Source organism: Microbacterium sp. bgisy189 (assembly GCF_965345345.1).
GTDB lineage: Bacteria > Actinomycetota > Actinomycetes > Actinomycetales > Microbacteriaceae > Microbacterium.
Genome location: NZ_CBDRMZ010000009.1, coordinates 128485 through 145765, shown reverse-complemented (window position 1 = coordinate 145765; position 17281 = coordinate 128485). Strand labels below are relative to the sequence as shown.

General features: G+C 68.4%; 7 protein-coding genes and 1 pseudogene. 4 read left to right on the top strand and 4 right to left on the bottom strand.

Translation table 11 applies throughout. The features are described from left to right. Positions 1–9: 9 nt before the first annotated feature. Positions 10–924, bottom strand: coding sequence for a 30S ribosomal protein S2 (gene rpsB / locus ACSF8R_RS12115; protein ID WP_434812129.1), 915 nt, complete (start codon positions 922–924; stop codon positions 10–12). A 407-nt stretch (positions 925–1331) separates the two neighbouring features. Here rpsB and ACSF8R_RS12110 point away from each other — a divergent pair, with 407 nt between their 5' ends. Then, a complete protein-coding gene (locus ACSF8R_RS12110) occupies positions 1332–1733 on the top strand; it encodes a murein hydrolase activator EnvC family protein (protein ID WP_434812128.1) in 402 nt (133 codons plus the stop codon). A 12-nt stretch (positions 1734–1745) separates the two neighbouring features. Here ACSF8R_RS12110 and ACSF8R_RS12105 read toward each other — a convergent pair whose 3' ends face one another. Next, entirely contained in the window at positions 1746–2645 is a 900-nt protein-coding gene (locus ACSF8R_RS12105) for a tyrosine recombinase XerC (RefSeq protein ID WP_434812127.1), read from the bottom strand. 48 nt (positions 2646–2693) lie between these two features. Further along, a pseudogene (locus ACSF8R_RS12100) lies at positions 2694–3440 on the bottom strand (DNA-processing protein DprA); the annotation flags it as partial. A 147-nt stretch (positions 3441–3587) separates the two neighbouring features. Between ACSF8R_RS12100 and ACSF8R_RS12095 the strand changes: the two are divergent. From ACSF8R_RS12095 to ACSF8R_RS12085, 3 genes are read left to right on the top strand one after another with little or no spacing between them, the layout of a single operon-like run. Then, positions 3588–4733, top strand: a complete 1146-nt coding sequence (locus tag ACSF8R_RS12095; protein WP_205802283.1) for a tyrosine-type recombinase/integrase — start codon at positions 3588–3590, stop codon at positions 4731–4733. Further along, on the top strand, positions 4714–5064 hold the full coding sequence (locus ACSF8R_RS12090; RefSeq protein WP_131490954.1) for a helix-turn-helix domain-containing protein: 351 nt from the start codon (positions 4714–4716) through the stop codon (positions 5062–5064). Before ACSF8R_RS12095 ends, ACSF8R_RS12090 begins: the two co-directional genes overlap by 20 nt. After that, a complete protein-coding gene (locus tag ACSF8R_RS12085) occupies positions 5057–7672 on the top strand; it encodes a hypothetical protein (RefSeq protein ID WP_131490953.1) in 2616 nt (871 codons plus the stop codon). Before ACSF8R_RS12090 ends, ACSF8R_RS12085 begins: the two co-directional genes overlap by 8 nt. A 682-nt stretch (positions 7673–8354) precedes the next feature. Here the strand turns inward: ACSF8R_RS12085 and ACSF8R_RS12080 are convergent. Then, on the bottom strand, positions 8355–17039 hold the full coding sequence (locus ACSF8R_RS12080) for an LPXTG cell wall anchor domain-containing protein (RefSeq protein ID WP_434812126.1): 8685 nt from the start codon (positions 17037–17039) through the stop codon (positions 8355–8357). Between the last annotated feature and the right edge of the window lie 242 nt (positions 17040–17281).

Sequence of the window (17281 nt, the reverse complement as noted above, 5' to 3'; positions counted from 1 at the left end):
AAAGGGTGATTACTGCGCGGCCTTCTCAGCCTCGGCTTCGGTGGCCTCGCCGGCGGGAGCGTCGGCAACGGCCTCGGTCGCCTCAGCGGCGGTCTCAGCACCGGCCTCGTCCGCTGCGGATTCCGTCGCGGCGGTCTCGACCTCTGCGACGTCCGCGGCCGGCGCGTCGCCGCCCTGCTCGAGCAGCTCGCGCTCCCAGTCGGCCAGCGGCTCGGCCGACTCGTCCGTCGGGTTGTGGCGCTGGATGAGTCCCTCGGCCGCAGCGTCCGCGATGATGCGCGTCAGCAGGCTGACCGAGCGGATCGCGTCGTCGTTGCCGGGGATCGGGAACTGGAACTCGTCGGGGTCGGCGTTCGTGTCGAGGATGCCGATGACGGGGATGCCGAGCTTGCGGGCCTCGTCGATGGCGAGGTGCTCGCGCTTGGCGTCGACGACCCAGATGGCCGACGGCGTCTTCTGCAGGTTGCGGATACCGCCGAGCGACTTGTGCAGCTTGTCGAGCTCACGCTTCTTGAGCAGGAGCTCCTTCTTCGTGAAGCCGCTCTCGGCCGGGTTCTCGAAGTCGAGCTCCTCGAGCTCCTTCATGCGGGCGAGGCGCTTGCTGACCGTCGAGAAGTTGGTGAGCAGACCGCCGAGCCAGCGCTGGTTCACGAACGGCTGGCCGACGCGGGTCGCCTGCTCGGCGATGACTTCCTGCGCCTGCTTCTTGGTGCCGACGAACAGCACGGTGCCACCGTGGGCGACCGTCTCCTTGACGTACTCGTAGGCGCGGTCGATGTACGACAGCGACTGCTGCAGGTCGATGATGTGGATGCCGGAGCGCTCCGTCAGAATGAAGCGCTTGACTTTCGGGTTCCAGCGGCGGGTCTGGTGCCCGAAGTGGACGCCGCTGTCGAGCAGCTGGCGAATGGTGACGACGGCCATGGCCGTTCTCCTGTTCTGGCGCACGATGACGCCGATTTCGGTTGTTCTCGCCGCGATTGCGGTGATCCTGGTGCCCGGCCCGCGCCCGCTCCCGCCACAGCGGGAGACCTCGGGAGCGGTGCCGCACGCGATCCGGGGATCGCCTGCTCTGGGCACGCGTAGTCACCCCGACGAGCGGGGTGCGTCTTCAGTGTATCAGCGCGCCGCCTCCTCCCCAGCCGCGGTCGAGTGCGGATTCTGCCCAGATCAGGGGTGCGCTCGAGTGCGATGCCGGCGTGTTCGCGACACTGATCGGCATGCGCAATCCTGTTCGCGTCACGCTCGTGGTTCTGTTTGTGTTCGCATTCGCCGGCGTCGTGCCCGCAACGGCAGCGGTTGGGCCGGTCGCGGCGGACAGCCCATCCCACATGTCCTGGGTCCGTCCGGTCGATGGCCGCGTCGTCGAGCCGTTCCGCGCTCCGGCTCATCGCTACGGACCGGGGCACCGCGGTGCCGACCTCGCGGCCGCAGTGGGAACGCCGGTTGTCGCACCGGCATCCGGCGTGGTCGCGTTCAGCGGGGCGGTTGCGGGCAGACCGCTGCTGACGATCGACCACGGGGACGGCTTCGTCACCACGCTGGAACCGGTGCTCAGTGACGTGCACGTCGGCACGCAGGTCGAACCGGGCATGCGCATCGCGACCGTCGCCACCGGCGGCCACTCAGCGGCAGGGACCGTCCATCTCGGCCTGCGACTGCACGGCGAGTACGTCGACCCGATGCGCATGTACGGTGCGAGCGTGCGCGCAGTCCTGCTGCCGTGTTGCTGAGGGGCCCCCGCCTCACGCGCGAGGATGTGCCAGCCGGTAGGCGGTCTGCAGCTTTTCAGCGCTCACGTGCGTGTAAATCTGCGTCGTCCCCAGGCTGGCGTGCCCGAGCAACTCCTGAACCGCGCGCAGATCGGCGCCGCCGTCGAGCAGGTGCGTGGCTGCGGAGTGGCGCAGCGTGTGCGGTCCGACCGCCGTTTCACCGAGCGCAGGTCCCAGGACGCGCGTGACGATGTCGTGCACGGCACGGGTGCCGAGCCGCCCGCCGCGCGAGCCGAGGAACAGCGCCCGGCCCGCCGCGCCCTCGTTGCGGAGGGCCGGGCGACCCCGAACGAGGTAGTGATCCAGTGCCGCGGCCGCAGGAGCCCCGAACGGCACGACGCGTTCCTTGCCGCCCTTCCCGAGCACGCGCGCCGTGCCGCGCGTCCGGTCGAGATCGTCGACGTCGAGTCCGACGAGCTCAGACACGCGGATCGCGGCACCGTAGAGCAGTTCGAGCACCGCTGCATCCCGCAGTGCGACCGGATCGCCGTCATCTGCCCGCACCCGGAGATGATCGAGCACGTTCGACATCGTCGCTGCGGTCGCGACCTTCGGCAGGGTGCGGCCGCGTTTGGGCGCCGACAGGCGCAGCGCGGGGTCGAGCGGGACGATCTCCTCCTCGACGCACCACGCGAAGAACCCGCGAACCGCAGCCGTCCGGCGCGCGAGCGTGCTTCGAGCGTCGCCACGCTGTGTCGCTCGCCAGAGCCAGTCGCGAAGATGTTCGAGGTCGACGCCGCCGACATCCAACGGTCCGACGTGATCGGCCAGGTCGCTCAGATCGCCTCGGTACGCACGCACGGTCGCGGGCGAGAGCCTGCGTACACGCGCAAGGTGCGCACAGTAGGCGTCGATCGCGTCCAGCAGCAGCATGCCACCAGCATGCCGCGCTCAGCCGACAGCCGACGCAGGCGCACCGCGTCAACGCGCGCCGCCGGAGCGCCGCCACCCTCCGACGTCGTCGCGCACGGCGGCGCCTGCCAGCTCGAGCAGTGCGAGCAGCCCGCCGCATTCGTCGGGGGCCATCCCACAACGGCGCGCGATCTCGTCCACGGTGCGAGCCGTACGTGAGGACAGCGCGTCGAGCACACGTGTGCTGTCGTCAGTGCGTCCGCCGCCGTGATCGGGCTGCCCTGCGTCGAATCCGAGCAGTTCGCGAACGTCGTCGAGCCCGGTCACACACGTCGCGTCGTATTCGCGCAGCAGCCGATGGCAACCCGCCGACCCAGCGCTCGTGACCGGTCCCGGAACCGCACCGAGCGGTCTGCCGAGCGTCGCAGCGTGGCCTGCGGTATTGAGCGAACCGCTGCGCCGGCCCGCTTCGACGACGATCGTCACATCGGACAGCGCGGCAATCACCCTGTTGCGCGACAGGAAGCGCCACTTGCTCGGCGACGTGCCGCACGGCGCTTCGGACACGACCGCGCCGTGTTCTGCGATCCGGTCGATCAGGGTGGTGTTGCCGACCGGGTAGGAGCGATCTGCTCCGCCCGCGAGTACCGCCAGCGTCGTCCCTCCGGCAGCGAGCGCAGCCCGGTGTGCGGAGGCGTCGATGCCGTACGCGGCGCCCGAGATGACCGCGACACCGGCCTCGGCCAGTCCAGATGCGAGTTCTCCCGCCACGTGCTCGCCGTATTCCGACGCGGCGCGGGCACCGACGATGGCAACAAGCGCGCCCTATTGCGTCTGATGCAGATTCCTGCAGGCTCTAGGTGACCTTGATCGTACTGCGAACATCGTTGGTGCCGCTTCCTGACTGGGTACGATTTGCTTTCAATTCGATTCTTCGCGTTTAATGCATGTTGTATGCGTTTGATGGGAGCGATCCGGGTGGTTTCAGGGCTGGTGGCGCATGGCGTGGCGGGGTTGTATCTGGCCTCGGGTATCTCGTTCCTGCGTGCCGAGGAGACTGTGTTCGAGGCGATGGTGACGGGCTGGCGGGCGCAACTGATGGGCGGGCGCGGGCTGCGCGAAGACTATGTGGCCGGAACGGTGCGCGCGGTGCGGCAGTTCCATGCGCACGCAGGCTCGTGGCCGTGGTTGTGGTCGGCGGGCTTGTTCGACGAGTGGATGCTGGATCTGGTGACGGTACGGCACTTGGCGCCGTCGACGATCCGCGGCTATCAGCAGGCTGTACGACAGTTCTGCGAGTATTTGATATCGGAGCACTACGGGTGGGCGGCGGAGTGTGAACTGCGGTTCGGGACGCACCCGGTGCAGGTCTGTCACGACTGGAACACGACCCGGCATCTGCAGAACTACGAAGGCCGGCCGGGGCGGCGACCGTTGACCCGGTCCGAGTTGCAGGCGTTGTTTGACCGTGCCGACTCGGAGGTCGATCGGTGCCTCGAGAGTGGCCGCAAGGGTGCACTTCCGGCGTATCGGGATGCGGTGCTGCTGCGGGTGATGTACGCGTGGGGGTTGCGGGCGAACGAGGCGGTCCATCTGGATGTGACCGACTTCTACCGCAACGCGCACGCGCCAGAGTTCGGCGAGTTCGGGATGCTGCACGTCCGTTATGGAAAAGCGTCCAAGGGTGGCCCGCCCAAGCGTCGCTCGGTGGTCACGTTGCGGGACTGGGCGGTGGAGGCGGTGCAGGACTATCTGGATAACGTCTGGCCACTTATGCGGCCGGATGGTGAGCGGGCGATGTGGTTTTCGGAGCGCGGCACCAGGCTGCGCACGCGGGAACTATCGGACCGGTTCGCCGCCTATCGGGAAGATCTCGGGTTCGACCGGGTGCTGTCTCCGCACGCTTTGCGCCATAGCTATGTAACGCATCTGATCGAGGAGGGGGTTGATCCGGTGTTCGTGCAGCGGCAGGTCGGGCATCAGCACCAGTCAACGACGTCGATCTACACCGGGGTCAGTGGCGACTTCGCGAACAAGATGATGCGGGACGCGTTGGGGCGGCTGCGGCCGCAGGAGGAAGGAGGGGCCGATGAAGGTGATCGGGTATGAGTGGCGGTTGCGTGAGGTGATGGCGGCGTCGGGGATCTTCGCGACGTCGAAGCTGGTGCCGTTGCTGCGCGAGCGTGGGATCGAATTGTCGGCGAGTCAGATCTACCGGTTAGCGACGGACAAGCCGGAACGGCTGAATATGCACGTGCTGGTCGCGTTGATGGACATCTTCGAGTGCAGCGCGGACGAGCTGGTCCGCAAGGTCGACCTGGGGGCATCCGCGGCGGCGACCGGCACCGACGGTGAGGACCAGCCCGCGCGCGGCGCGGCGATGCTGCGCGCGAAGGGCCTGCGCCCACCGCGGGCGCGCGTGCTCCCCAAGGATGGGTGACGAGGTCCGCGACGCCCTGGTCGCAGCGATCACGGAGGTCGAGAAGACGGTTGCTCGGAAGGTGATCGCGGGAGTCGTGGACCGCACGGTCCTCCAGGAACCCGCAGGGCGGCGTCTGCTTGCACAGTTGACCGAGGATCCGGGGATGCTGCTCTCGGGGTCGACGCGGATCCCGCGGCTGCTGGATCGCATCCTGCTCGACCTCGCCGCCGCCGGCGCGAGAACCGTTCGCCCGCCGGGCTGCGCACACTGCGGTCGTGTCGTGCTGCTGAGTCGTCGGGACGGCTTGGACCGGATCTGCGAGGCCTGCGGGCGGGCACGCCTGGCGGTGCTGATCGACTGCGTCGAATGTGAGCGGAATGGGCAGTTGCGGCACGCGCAGGTAGGCGACCGGGCGTACTGCCGCTCTTGTTGGCGTGCGCTGAAGGGTGTTGCCGACGAGCGCCTGGATCGGTTCGTGGCCGAACAGATTCCCGGCGGGACTCTCAGCATGATGCTGAGCGCGACCGAGGGATGGAAAGCGGATCGCAGGTTGCGACTCGCGCTGGAATGCGAGTTGTTCGGCGTCAACTGGATCGCCGACCCGCCCGCGGCGTCGGTCTTGTTCGCAACGTTCTACGAGCGGCTGCGTGGTCTCGGCGCCCGGGTGCGAGCCCTGGCCTGCGGGCACTGCGGCCGGATCGGAAGGCTCCCGGACCGACTCAACGGGCGGATGTGCTGCCGCGCCTGCTACAAGGCCGGGCATATGGCGGTCTGCGACGGATGCGGGGACACGGCCCATTTGGAGCTCCGGCGTCCCAACGGGGACCGATTCTGCCAGAGCTGCACGAACCGGCTGCCCGAATCCTCCGCGGAGTGCATCGGCTGCGGGATTCACCGGCTGATCGCGGTGCGTACTCCGGACGGGCCGATGTGTTCCGGATGCCGGACAGCGCCCGGCGCCGATGTCTGCACGGTCTGCGGCACCTCGGGTCGATGCAGGTTCCCCGGCACATCGAAGGCGATCTGCGTGGGCTGCTACGCGGCCGCGCGCGTCGATGTCTGCCACCGTTGCGGTCGGGAACGGGAATGTCGCTTCGCGAGCACGGCGAAGGCGATCTGCACGCCCTGCGCGCTCCAGCGCAAACCGTGCTCAGTCTGCGCACGGGTGGTGCTCCCGATTCGGCACACCCCGGACGGGGAGCCGCTTTGCTGGTCCTGCGCCCCGCACATTGTGGAGGCGTGCATCGGCTGCGGCCGCGACGCGCGGGTGAGCGCGCGCACCGACAAGGGTCCGCTCTGCCAGCGTTGCGCCCGGACCAGCCCGTTGATGTTCCGGGACTGCCGTCGCTGCGGGGCGCACGGTCGGCTGCATCGCCGCCGTTGGTGTGATCGTTGCTACGCCGACGACAAGATCCGCGAGTTGCTATCGGACGATGTCGTGGCGGCCAATCCGATGCTCGGGCCACTACGCGACCGGTTCCTGGCCGCGGACGAGCGACGTACCCTGGACGCCTTCCGCCGCAACACGACGGTCGCGATCCTGCGGGAGGCCCTCTCCGGTGGGGAGCTGCTGAGTCACGCGCTGCTGGATCGGCTGGGCAGTCCAGGGTCGACGGCCCCTGTTCGGGCGTTGCTGGCCGAGCATGGACTGATCCCTGCGCGAGACGAGCAGCTGGTCCGGTTCGACACCTGGTGCCAGGTTCGATCGGCGCAGATCGTCAACCCAGATCATCGCCGCCTGTTCGACCGGTACGTCCGCTGGCGTCATCTGCGGCAGTTGCGCGACCAGACCGATCAGGTCACGCCATCGCAGTCGAACGGACGCAGGCAGGAACTGCTACGAGTCCTCGACCTCATGAGCTGGCTCACCGGCCGCTCAGAGTCGTTGGCCGTTCTCGATCAGCCGCGACTGGATCTCTGGCTCCTAGACGGACCACCACTTCGCCGGCGCGTCGCGGCGTTCCTTGAGTGGGCGGCCCGTAGCGGCACCTGCCCGCGCCTGCACGTCCCTCCCCTGGGCCGCACCTCGAACACACCCACCGGCGCCAGCGTCGACGAGCGCTGGGAGCTGCTCGGCGGAGTGCTCACCGCTCGCGGTGACGATCCCCGGACCCGGCTCGCGGGCGCGCTGCTGCTCCTGTTCGGAATCCCGGTGGCCCGACTGCACCTACTGCGCGTGACGGACATCACCGCAGCAGACCCGGTGATGATCCGGCTCGGGCCGGATCCGTTGGAGCTGCCCGAGGCGATCGGACAACTCGCGATCGCTGCCCGCGCGCACCGCGACGCGCCGCGCCTGCTCACCGACGCCGGCGAATCCGACTGGCTGTTTCCCGGACAGCATCACGGCGCACCACTCTCCCGCGACTCCCTCACCGACCGGCTGGCAAAGTTCGGCATCCGTGCCCGTCATACCCGCGCCGGCGCCCTGGCCTCCCTCGCCCAGGAGTTGCCCGCCCCCGTGATCGCGCGCCTCACCGGCCTGCACATCACGGCCGCGACCCGGTGGGCGGAGGCCGTGGTGGCGAGCAACGCCCGCTACAGCGCACTCACTGATCGACACAATCCAGAACCGCGGGTGAACCACTCCGCAATGTCCACGGCCTGCTCGATCATGGGTCCGTGACCGATCTCGACGCGCTCGTCTCGCCCCACGAACCGGCGAGGGACACACTGTCTTCGCAGGCCAGGTAGCGCTCTCGCCGGTCTCCGTCGTCGGCCCCCTCGCGGTCGAGACGCTCGCACACGCCCCGGCCTCATCGAACGCAGCACCGACCCGCTACGGGGCCCGTGGCACCCGGAGAGGCCCGTCCTCTGCGGAAGCGATGTCGTCGGCACCGTCTGTGATCGTGATGACCACCGTTTCGCCCCATCGATCGGCATCTCGCTAGACGGATTCTCCAAGGACTACGACGACCCGGATCTGGCCGGCGCGCGGTCGTGCACGATCCAGCAGCAAGGGCCATAGCAGCCGCTGGTGGCGGGATCAGTGAGCTGCTTACAAAACACGCCACTTCTGGCGCTTGACGCTCAGGTCGACTCTCACGCCAGTTGGGCCACCGCGACACGACTGACTGGACTGTCATCGACAGACGTGCTCACTGCGAGAGGGCATTTTGTCTCACGAGAGTTGCTTTTCGATCTGCGACATCGCGGAAACGATGCGTGCGCGATTCTGTGTCAGGACGCTTCTGGACGGGATGCGGATCCCGCCTGCACCGCTGGCCTGTTGCCTCTTTGACTTCTTTACGGCCGAACCCCGCCGCTACAGCGGCAACGGCGGGGTTCGGGTCAGACGGCGGCTCGGATCAAACCAGGACCTCGCGGCGGCGACGGATCACGATCATCCACAGGCCGAGCGCCATCAGCAGCAGCGCGAGAGCACCGAGCGGCAGCCACACGGGCGAGCTGCCGGTGTTGGCCAGCGGATCGGCCGCGACCTCGACAGACGCCGTCGCGTTGAGCACGGCGTCCCCGGTCTGCGCTGTCGGGGTCGCCACCGTCACGACGTTCGCGACAGCTGGGTGCGCACCGCGACCGATCGCCACGTCGATCACGATCGTGATCGAGGCCCCGACCGCGAGTCCGTCGGCCAGTGTGCACACGACCGAACCAGACTCCGTGACGCATTCCACCCTTGCATCTGTCGACGACGACGACTGAGCGGTCAGCCCGCGCGGCATCGTGTCGGTCACCGTGATCGGGCCAGGATCGGCCGTCGGCCCGTCGTTGCGCAACGAGATCGTGAACGACCCAGTGCCGCCTTCCTGCCACGCACCCGCACGGGCGGTCTTGTCGACAACCAGGGTTGACAGACCCGGCACGACGATCTCGTCGTCATCGGTCACCGGCACATCGGGGTCGATCGGCGGCTGGGTGGCGCTGGCCTCAACGATGTTCGTCACGCCCGGGTAGGCCTCGGGAAGCACGAGCACAGTCACCTCGAGCGAGGGAGCCGCGCCGCCCGGCTCGATCGCGCTTGCGAGCGAGTACTCGACCACCGTGCCGGTCGCGGCATCACCGGTGACCGAGACCTCGTTCCAGTCCGTCCCTTCAAACCCAACGTACTCGAGCCCCGCGGGCAGCGTTTCGGTGACGGTCACGCCTGTTGCGGTCGACGGCCCCGCCGACGACACGGCGATCTCGAACGCGAGCTCGCCTCCCACGACGACGGATGCGGCGTCGTGCGTCTTGACGACGCTCAGCGCCACGCGCTGCACGACGTCGACAGTGGCGTCGTCGGTGTTCGGGTTCGGGTCAGGGTCCGGCTCGGTCGTTTGAGACGACACGACGGCGGTGTTGGTGTGCACACCCTCGGCGACGGCCGGGTCGACGTCGATCAGCAGCGTGATCGCCGGCGCCGTTACTCCCGCCGCCAGGCGTGCGACATCCAGCTCGCACACCACCTCACCCTCGACTGTGGCAGATGCCTCGCACACCCACTCCGACGCGGCGACCGAAGCAAAGGTGAAGCCCAACGGCAGCTGGTCGGTCACGACGATCGGGCCGACAGCATCCGACGGGCCGTGATTGTGCACCTCGAGCAGGTAGCGCACCTGGTCGCCGGCGATGACCTCGGTGACCGGGTTGCCGTCGGCGTCGACCGCCGTCTTGACGATGCCCAGGTCGGCACGGGCGTCGACGGTGATCTCGGCCGGGTCGTCTTGGCTGTGCGCACCGCGGCTGTCGGTCCACGTCAGCTCAGCGACGTTCTCGAGTACCGAACCCTGCAGCGTGGCGGCGTCAACGAGCGCGGTGACGGCTATCGTCGTTTCTCCGACGGGATGCCCGTCGAACTCGCAGACGGCGGTGTCGACGTCGCAGGCCCAGCCTGTTCCCGACATCGCGGTCACACTCAGCCCCGCGGGCACGACATCTGCGATGCGGGCGTCGGCGACAGAGGGGCCTGCGTTGTCGATCGTGATCTGGTACTGCACTTCGGTGCCGGCCACCCACGGGCCCGCCTCGACGTCCTTCACGATCGTCATGTCGGCCTGCGTGATGATGTCGGTCGGGTCGGCCGCGCGATCGTTGTCGGGGTTCGGATCTTCGGGCCCGTCGACGGTGGCGACGTTCTCGAGCCCCAACTGTGCGGGCATGACGTCGGCGAGATCGACGGTGAAGACGATCATGATCTGCTCCCCTACGCCTAGCGTCGTCGAGGCGTCGCCCACCGACCAGGTCAGCTGTGCGCCCGCCTCGGCGGGCTCGACCGCGGTGGCGGCTCCGCCGGCCACGGCGACGGTCGCCGAATCGGCCGCGTAGCTCATGCCCGCGGGTAGGGTGTCGACGATCTCGATGGGTCCCGACGACACGCTGGGCCCCTCGTTGGTGACGACGAGCGTGTACTCGAGCGTCGCCCCGGCGATCGCCTCACCCGTATGCGACTTCTCGATCGCCAGGTCGGCAACACGTGTCGATCCGGTGTCGTCGACGTCCTCGGGCTCGTTCACCCCGTTGGTCGCCGAGGCCACCGCGGTGTTGACGATGTCGCCCTCGAGGGCCGCATCGCTGTCGAACGTCACGATGAGGGATGCCGTGGCCCCTGCGATCAGATCGGCCCCAAGTCCGAATACCTGATCTCCTGTGGCCGGCCCGTCGGTGCGCGCCCAGGACGCCCCCGACAAGCCTTCGTGCGACGCATACGTCAGCCCGTCGGGTGCCTCGTCGCGCACCTGCACACCCCGCGCGTCGGCGGGACCATCGTTCGTCACGGCGATGCGGTAAGACACGGGATCGCCGGCCTCGAAAGGCGGCACCGGGTCGAGCGACGCCGCATCCACCCACGCGCCGCCCGAGAACACCACGCGGGTCTTGGCGACCGCGAGCGTCGCCTCCGAGCCCGGAGTGACCTCGACCGTCGAGACGTTGTTGTCGGGGTCTGGGTCGGTCGTCGAACCGGGCGCGATCTCAGCCGTGTTGACCAGTTCGTCACCCTCGCCAAAGCCGGAGTCGATCGTGCCTGTGACGAGGATCGTCGGCGCGGCGCCCACCGGCATCGCGTCGGCGGCGTAAGTGAGGACGATCTCATCGCCCGCCTGGGCGGGGAAGCCGTTCTCGGCGGTCGCCGTCCACGGCGACGACGGGGTGACCGTGACGTCCGTCACCCCCGCGGGCACTGTGTCTGTGATCGTGATGCGGTCGCCCTCTGGGCTCAGCGACACGGAGTCACCATTGTTGGTCGGCGCGATCTGCCAGGTGATCGGTGCACCGGCAAGCACGTCAGCGGTCGTGACCGTCTTGACGACGCTCAGGTCGGCCTCAGCCTCGATCGGCAGCACGTCGGTCGAGCTGTTGTTCGTCGGCACCGGGTCGGACGTGCGCCCCTCCACCTCGGCGGTGTTCGAGACTGCGTCGGCGGCCAGCGCCGCGACATCCACATCGGCATCGACCTCGATCGACACGACGATCTCGGCGAACGACGCGCCCGCATCGAGCGACTCGGTCTCGTCGGTGCGCAGGCACTCGAGAGTCGTCGTGCCGTCGCCGGCGCGCACGGGCACCGTGCAGCTCCATCCCTCGCCCGCGGCGCCGGTCACGGCGATGCCCTCGGGCAGCGGCGCGGTCTCGTCGGTGACGACGATGGGGCCCGCCGCGGTGTCGGGGCCGTTGTTGGTGACCTCGATGCTCCAGCCCTCGACCTCACCCGAACCCGCGACCACGCGGTCTGCGGCGGTCTTGTCGACCGCGAGGTCGGCGGAGCGCAGGTAGGCGTCGGCGTCGGCGTCGGGGCCGGCGTATGGTCCTTCGGCGTTGCCCTCGGCACCCGTCGGGTCGGTCGCAGCGACCGCCACCGTGTTGGTGTGCGGTACGGCCGTCCCATCCGGAAGGGTCACGCCCGCGTCGGTCAGCGCGTCCTCGAGCGGCGTCGCGGTGAAACGGATCTCGATGACGCCGTCCACCGGCAGCACCTCGGCGCCGGACTCAGAACCGAACGTCCACTGCAGGCTCTGGCCGGTCGCGGGCGCACCGGTCACAGTGGGCGCGAGCGACCCGGTGACGGCCACCCCGTCGACCGTGATCGCCGACGTCGCAGTGTACTGCCAGTTGAGGGGAAGCTCATCGGTCAGCGTGACCGTCTGCGCGGCGGCGTTCCCGGTGTTCGTGGCGGTGAGCACCCAGCCGAATGCGTCGCCCTCGTAGGCTGTGTCGCCGTCGGCGACCGCCTTCGCGGCTTCGACGAACGGAAAGAGGGGCTCCACCGACGCGGTGTCGCTCTCACCAGGGCCGTACTCGCGGCCCCCCTCGTCGAACGACTCCCACGACGTCGGCGTGACGGTGTTGACCAGCGCGTCCGTGTCGATGGCGGTGGATGCTGCCAGCGTCGCGTCGTACGTCAACTCGATCTCTACCGGGGTCGCGCTCGATCCCTGCTCATGCAGGGGTCCGTCGAGGGCCTCGGCGTCCGCCGTGCCCGCCATCCAGGTGATCGTGCCGCCCCCGTTCGCGCCGGCGCCGGTGAGCACACCGCCGTCGCTGATCGTGGCGGCGTCGACGACGATGCCCTCGGGCACAACGTCGGTGATCACGAGGTTGTATGCGGGGGTGTTGCCGGTGTTGGTCACGACCAGGCGATAGGTGAACTCGTCGCCGGGCACGACATCGATCGCCGCCGCGTCGTCGACGGTCTTCGCGACCTCGACGACGGGGTCGAGAATCGTCACCGTCGCGGTGTCGGTGACGCCCTGCGGATCGCCGCCACCCGACTGCGTCGTCCACGCGAAGGTCGCCGTGTTGGGCAGTGCGGTCACGTCATCCGGGGTTGCATCCGAGAGCAGCACGTCGTAGGTGAGGGTGAGTGTGCGGGTTTCGGGGTCGCTGGCGATGTCGCCGTCGTACGCCCACGACCACGTGCGAGAGCCCGCGTCGTAACTGCGCGCCCACTCGCCGGTGATCGTGTCGGTGGCGCTCGTCTCATCGGGACCCGAGACGCTGGCCTCGACGAGAGCGGCGCCCTCGGGCAACACGTCGCGAATCACGGGATCGTAGTAGTTGATGTTCGGCTGCAGGGTGACCTCGACCGAATACTCGGCGGTCTCGCCGATCGGGGCCGTGGCGCTCTCGCCGTAGGCCCCGGCACCCACGAGCACACCCTTGACGATGCCGGCGGTGGTGGCCGTGATGACTTGCTCATCGGTGTCGACGCGGTCGCCGCGGCGGGCTGTCGTGTCGTCGCCGTCGAGCGTCGCGGGCAGCGTGTAGCCGGTCACGTCGGCGACGTTCTCGTAGCTCTGGCCGCCGCCCGTGTCGGGGTCGATCGAGGCCTCGTAGATCAGCGTCGCGGTGGCCGGCACCTCGGCGATCTGCCACGTGATGGTACCGCCGCCCGTCGCCGGGTCCACACCTGTCAGAACACCGCCTCCCGAGATGGTGGCAGCATCCACGATCAGGCCCTCGGGAACGGTGTCGATCACCTCGACGTCGTAGGCCTTGACCCGGTTGGTGTTCGTGACCCGCAGCTCGTACTCGACAGGGCTGCCGATCGAGACGTCGCTTGCGGGGTCGGCGGACTTGTTGATCTGCAGGTTCGGCTCGCGATACTGCACCGTGGCGCTGTCCGAGCCGTCCCAGGAATCGCTCTCGAAGGTCGCCGTGTTGAACAGCGTCGCATTGTTGGCGATGTTGGGGTTTCGTAACGGGTTGCTCGCGTCGCGGTCGGTCACCCACAACGTCAGGTCAATCGAGAAGACCTGGTCGGCGTCGGTGTTGTTGGTGTAGAGGTCGGGGAAGGACAAGGCGCCGGTGGCCGCGTCGAAGACGAAGTCGTCCCAGTCGTCGTCGGCGACGCCGGCGGGCTTGGCCGTCGTCGACCCCACGAGGGTCGTGCCGGCCACCGTCCCGGTCGCGCTCCCGATGTGCAGCACGCCCCCATCGCTCAGCACGCCGTTCTCGACAGACGTGTGCGCGGGGATCGTGACGGAGTACCGGAACGTGGCCCGCTCGCCTTGCACGATCACCGCGTTGGTGTTCAGGGTGTCGATGTCGCTTGTGAGCGCGCCGATCTCGGTCGTCACGAGCTGCTTGTCGATGGATGCTGCAGGCAGGTGCACATCGCTCGTGTCGCGCGTGCCCTCGCCCGGCGCGTTGCTCTCTGCGGTCGAGAGCGAGCCGTCGGGACGGATCGAGGTTTGCCCGCCGCCGTTCGCGCCGACCGCGTAGGCGATGATCGACGCGGTGTTGACGTGGTCGGTGTCGATCAGCAGGCCGACAGGGATCGTCAGGTCGTAGGTGAGCGTCCTGACCTCGTTGGCTGCGGCGCCGACGCCCTGCCATACGACGAGCGCGGGCTGGTCGTCGGGCGCATCGTCCGGGTAGCCGGGATCACCCGACAGAAGCAGCTCGCCATCGTCGGAGGCGTCGACGTCGAGCTCGGAGATGACAGCGGAATCGACGTTGATCAGCTGCTGGATCGCGTCGGGCAGGCGGTCCCACACCACGACATCCGACACCGCGTAGGTGGCGCCGACCAGCGTCGGGTCGGTCACCGAGGTCGGTCCGCCCGAGAGGTCGATCCGATAGCCAACACGGTCTCCCTGCGCCACCTGAACACTGTCGCAGTCGGGCAGGGTGCCATCACATCCAGCGGCACCGTCGACGGTGTCGCCATTGACGCCCGCGATGCCCTTGCTCAGCTGCAGGCCTGCTTGCACCTCGATGTCGGCCTGCGTGCGGGCGAACGTGATGACGGCGTCGACGTTCTCCTGCTGGAACTTCATCAGGTTCTCGTGCTTGTCGAGCGACAGCGGATCGACGGAGAACTGCTCGACGGTTCCCGCGATGTGCACGATCAGGATCGAACCGCGGCGCACGAAGCGGTCGCCGTCGATCACGTCGCTGGCGGGTTCGATCACGACCCGGTCGCCGTCGACCTGCCACTGGTCGGGATCGAGTGTTGTGGTGCCATCGCCGGGCACCACAACACTTGCACGTATGTCGGCGGGGTCGACGAAGACGCCTGCGGGCAGCACATCGGTGATGATGGGGTTTCGTGAATCGGCGTCGGCCGAGAAGTTCACGCGCAGTTCGTAGCACACGGTGTCGCCCTGCACGAAGCCGCCCGCGAGCGTGTCGGAGTAGAGGGCCTGATCAACGGCGCAGACGTCGTCGCCCGACGCGAGGGGCACGTCGGAGGGCAGCACGCGCTTCGAAATCGAGTCGGGGCGCGACGTGAGCACAGCCTCGGAGTCATCGGCGACCGACTCGGTGCCGGGACCGGTGACCTCAGCGACTGCCGGGGTCGGGTCGGTCGCACCCGTCATAATGACGGAGTTGACCACCGCGTCGGTCGATGAGGTGTTGCCTGAGCCGTCCTTGGTGTAGCTCGTGCGCATGCGCGCGGTGTACTGCACCTGGGCGTCGTTCCCCGCGGGGATCGTGTCGATCGTGAATCCGGCATAGAAGAGCCCGCTGTCGGCGTCAAACGCGATCCACTGCAGCCCGGCGACACTCGGCGCGGCGGGGACGAGCTCGCACGTCGCGGGGAACTCCGAGACGGGAGCGCCGGTGAAAGTCTCGACGCCGCCGCCCAGGGTCGGCACCTCGATGGTGCCGGTGCGCACGTCGGTGCCCGTGGGCACTATTGGGCAGAGCCCGTCCCCCAGGCGGTCGATCAGTTCGATCTGTGAGGCGTCCGTGTACTCGCTGGCTGCGATATCCAGCGTGTAGGTCACTTCTTCGCCGGCGGCGAACGTCTCGCGGTTGGCGGATTTGAGCACCCGCACATCCATCGCGAAGACAGTCTCGTCATCGGCGTCGGTCGCGGTGCGGTCGGCGCCCGTGCGCACGACTCCCTGGTACTGCCCGGTGGCGGTGGCAACGTTGGTTAGGGTGTTGCCGTCGGTGGCGGGGGTGCCCTCGTCGGAGTGACGAGTCGACGCCCCGGTGTTGTTGTCGAGGTTCGGTGCCTGCTCGAGCGACTCGGGGCTCGGCGCGGTGCCGTCGAAGAGCGCGTTCTCATACAGGGGGATGCCGGCGAGGTAGGGGATCTGCGCGATCTCGCCGGGCTCCAGGTCGAGCACCCACGTGACAGCCGTGTAGACGGCACCCTCGACGAGGCCGCGTTCGGCGGCGAGGGCCGCGTCGGCGACAATCGTGTCGATCGTCTGCGGCGTGCGGTAACCGGCCGGTGCCGCGTGACTGATGGGGCCCGCACCCGGGTACTCCTCGTTGGCGGAGTAGTCGGCCTGCCCGTTTCCGAGGAACTCGAGTCCAGCGGGCAGGTAGTCGGTGACAGTGACGTCGTTCGTCGAACCCTGCGTGGTGTTCTCGACCTGGATCGTGTAGGTCGTGGCGAAGTCGTGCACGCCGCGCAATAGCTCAGCCTCGGGGCTTGGCTCGGTCTTCGTCACCCGCAGCGACGTGATCTCGGTGGTGGGCGTGCGCACGGGGCTCGAATGCGTCACTGCTTCGGATGCGGTCGGGTCGTTCGCCGAGCTCCCGGCGAACCAGGGCAGCAGACGCGGGTCGGTGCTGGTGTAGGCGGTGACGGAGATGTCAAAGTCCGACCCCACAGGGTGCAAAGCCTCATCGTTGGTCGTCGCTGAACCGGAATCATCGAACACCGGCTGTGCGACTGTGAGTCCTACCTCGGCCGAGAAAGCCGCGCCCGCGGGCAGGTCGACGATGTCCTCCCACACGTAGCGTGTGACGCCCGCCGGGATCGTGGAATCGTCGGCGCTCGTGTAGGCGACGGGTGTCACTCCGAGTATCGCGCCGCCGTCGGCGAGACTCACGCCAGCCGGCACCGTCGCCGCGACCGCCATGTTGAACCACGCCTCGCCCGTCGGGTTCGAAACGGCGAGGCGCAGGCTGCCTTGCTCACCGGCGAGCGTGGGGGTGTCTGTAAAGGCCTCGAGCGCGACGATCTGCGCGGCGCGGGCAGGCAACGCGATAACGAACGCCGACAGGAGCGACGCGACGAGTGCGACGACGACCATCGCGGCGACATGCGCGCGCGGGTAACGGATGACGGGCTGAGAAACGGCGTGCGACAAGACGAGATCCCCCTGGGGTGGGCATAGAAGACCGCCCCGGTGCGACACGTGGCGGCAACTCCACACTACAGATGCTCGGCTGGGCCGAGAGACACCTCATCTCGCGGCTACGCCGGACCAGATAGCGTCGCCCTCAGAAGGAACTCAATCGGATCCACGCAGGGGCCATTGCAATGAGCAAAGAGGTCTCGCCGCACGTTCAACACTGGTGACTTCCCACTTCGCACCCAGCGGTTCGCGTA